The following is a 1,959-nucleotide window of genomic DNA, read 5'->3' on the forward strand; positions in this document are numbered from 1 at the left end:
TTCTTCAATTATTATTGCTTTATTTTCCGTATTAGATTTTGAATTTAAAAGAAGTTTTACTTTATCATCAAAAGTTTCAGGTTTTTTAATCTGCATTTCTACCTCCTATACTAAAAAATCCCCAGTAAATTAATACTGAGGATTTAAAAAACTATATATCATATTTTATTTTTAAAGTATTACCTAAAGTATCTAATAATACTTCATAAAATTTATCTTTTATTTCTTCATCTCCTAAAATTTCTTGTAAAACTTCAAAATTTTCATTTTCTCCATTTTTATTAAAGAAACCAGTTCCAGTATCTGGCATTAATTCGTCAAGTAACATTATTAATAACATATCAGCTTTATTTTTCATATTATGCCACCTCATTTCTTTTTTCTGCTATTGTCTGTATTACACCTTGTTGTTTCATTTCGTATATAAATTTCTTTCCTGCTTCTGTCCAATATAGATGTGGGAAAGTTTTAAAACCTTTTGATGTATTGCTTGGCTGTGGAATTGTTTTAGCATATCCTTTGTCTGCATATTTAGAATATAACTGCCACGGACTTGATTTACTTGTCTTATACTGTACTCCTACTCTGTGAAGTTCTTTGTTCAGTTCTGTGGCTGATTTAAAACCTAAGTCTTTTGCTATTGTACTTATTGCAAATAAGCCGTCAGATATTAACATAGCTTTACAATACATTGCTTGTGGTTTAAGTTCTGACACTTCGCTTTCTAATTGCCTTATTTTTTCATTTTTTCTTTCAATAGTCTTTTGAGCAACTAATACAGCTCTTGCCATAATATCCTCGTCCGTATCATCTTCTGAAGCAACTATATACCCACCTGTTTTTCTTATTGTAGGTAAAATTTCATCACACACAAGGTCTTGAAAGGCTCTTGCTGTTTCATTATTTGCTTTCATGCAAAGTTTATAGAAAATGTTTTCAGGTATAAATTCTTCTTTTCTTTCCGTACACACAAGTGTGTACGATAAATCTTTTAAATATCCCTCGACTCTTGACCACATTACAACTATGTTACCACTATTGGCAATTCTTGTAAATCCAAGTCCACGAGCCACATCTTCAAGATTTAAAAATGCTGTCCCGTTGCTTTTCTCAATGTATGCTCTTACATTTTTAATTGTTACTAATTCGTTCATATTATACTGCCTCCTTATATCTTTTTAACATTTGATTATCACAAGCTCCACTATAATTTTCTCCGTATTCAAAATATACATCTTTTGTTAAATCTAAAGTTCTTGCTACAAGGCTTTCAAGAGATGTGAATAATTTTTTTCCCTCTTCTGATTGTTTTAAAATTTCTTCTGCCCTGTAAAGTGTTTTGTACATTTCTTCTTGAGTTTCATGCAGTTCATCTTTAACCATTAACTGACTTCTACATTCCTCCACAAATTCAATTACAAGTTTTGCATTTTCTGTTAGCATATTTTTCCTCCTAAAAATTTGTATTTTTGGAGTTAATGCAGTATAATATGATTGCTAGGTCGTTATTATACGGCATTCTCCTATTGGAACTCAAAAGGGAACTGATAGGAGATTTTTTATTTCTTTTTAACAATGGTAATAGTTTTTGTTTCTTCGTTATAAGTTACTTCAACGGATTTTTCATTTTCTGAAATACCCATATCAGAAACCCATTTTCTAGGTAAAGTTATTCTGTTTGAAACTCCACCATTACCTGCTTTGTAAAAAGAAACATTCAAATCTCTTTTTTCCATGATGTTCTCCTTTTACGTCCCTAACAACATTATATAATAAGTAGGGACGTAAGTCAACACTTTTTTATTATATTCCATTAACTCCAAAATTTTTTAGGATTTCCTCAGTATTTATTCACTTGCCAATGTCCAAACTATTTTAAACGATATTAATTTTTCTTAAAAACTCTAAAGTACCATTTATTCCATAAGGGAAAAAATAAACTTTATTTTCCATTAAAAC

General features: G+C 29.7%; 4 protein-coding genes. All 4 read right to left on the reverse strand.

The window, feature by feature from the left end:
* Positions 1-151: 151 nt before the first annotated feature.
* Complete coding sequence (locus tag R5Z65_RS09980; protein ID WP_317368892.1) at positions 152-358, reverse strand: hypothetical protein; 207 nt, start codon at positions 356-358, stop codon at positions 152-154.
* A gap of 1 nt (position 359) precedes the next feature.
* Complete coding sequence (locus tag R5Z65_RS09985) at positions 360-1,154, reverse strand: phage antirepressor KilAC domain-containing protein (protein WP_317368894.1); 795 nt, start codon at positions 1,152-1,154, stop codon at positions 360-362.
* Position 1,155: 1 nt separating this feature from the next.
* Positions 1,156-1,443, reverse strand: coding sequence for a hypothetical protein (locus tag R5Z65_RS09990; RefSeq protein WP_317368896.1), 288 nt, complete (start codon positions 1,441-1,443; stop codon positions 1,156-1,158).
* A 116-nt stretch (positions 1,444-1,559) separates the two neighbouring features.
* Positions 1,560-1,736 carry an AbrB/MazE/SpoVT family DNA-binding domain-containing protein gene (locus R5Z65_RS09995; RefSeq protein WP_317368898.1) on the reverse strand — a complete coding sequence of 59 codons (177 nt, stop codon included), beginning with the start codon at positions 1,734-1,736 and terminating at the stop codon, positions 1,560-1,562.
* Positions 1,737-1,959: the final 223 nt, after the last annotated feature.

Origin of the sequence: uncultured Tyzzerella sp. (genome assembly GCF_963558545.1) — a bacterium.
Classification (GTDB): domain Bacteria; phylum Bacillota; class Clostridia; order Lachnospirales; family CAG-274; genus Tyzzerella.

Excerpts from the sequence above, each read along its gene's own strand:
- R5Z65_RS09990 (WP_317368896.1), bottom strand. The coding sequence starts at position 1,443 with ATGCTAACAGAAAATGCAAAACTTGTAATTGAATTTGTGGAGGAATGT.
- R5Z65_RS09985 (WP_317368894.1), bottom strand. The coding sequence starts at position 1,154 with ATGAACGAATTAGTAACAATTAAAAATGTAAGAGCATACATTGAGAAA.
- R5Z65_RS09995 (WP_317368898.1), bottom strand. The coding sequence starts at position 1,736 with ATGGAAAAAAGAGATTTGAATGTTTCTTTTTACAAAGCAGGTAATGGT.
- R5Z65_RS09980 (WP_317368892.1), bottom strand. The coding sequence starts at position 358 with ATGAAAAATAAAGCTGATATGTTATTAATAATGTTACTTGACGAATTA.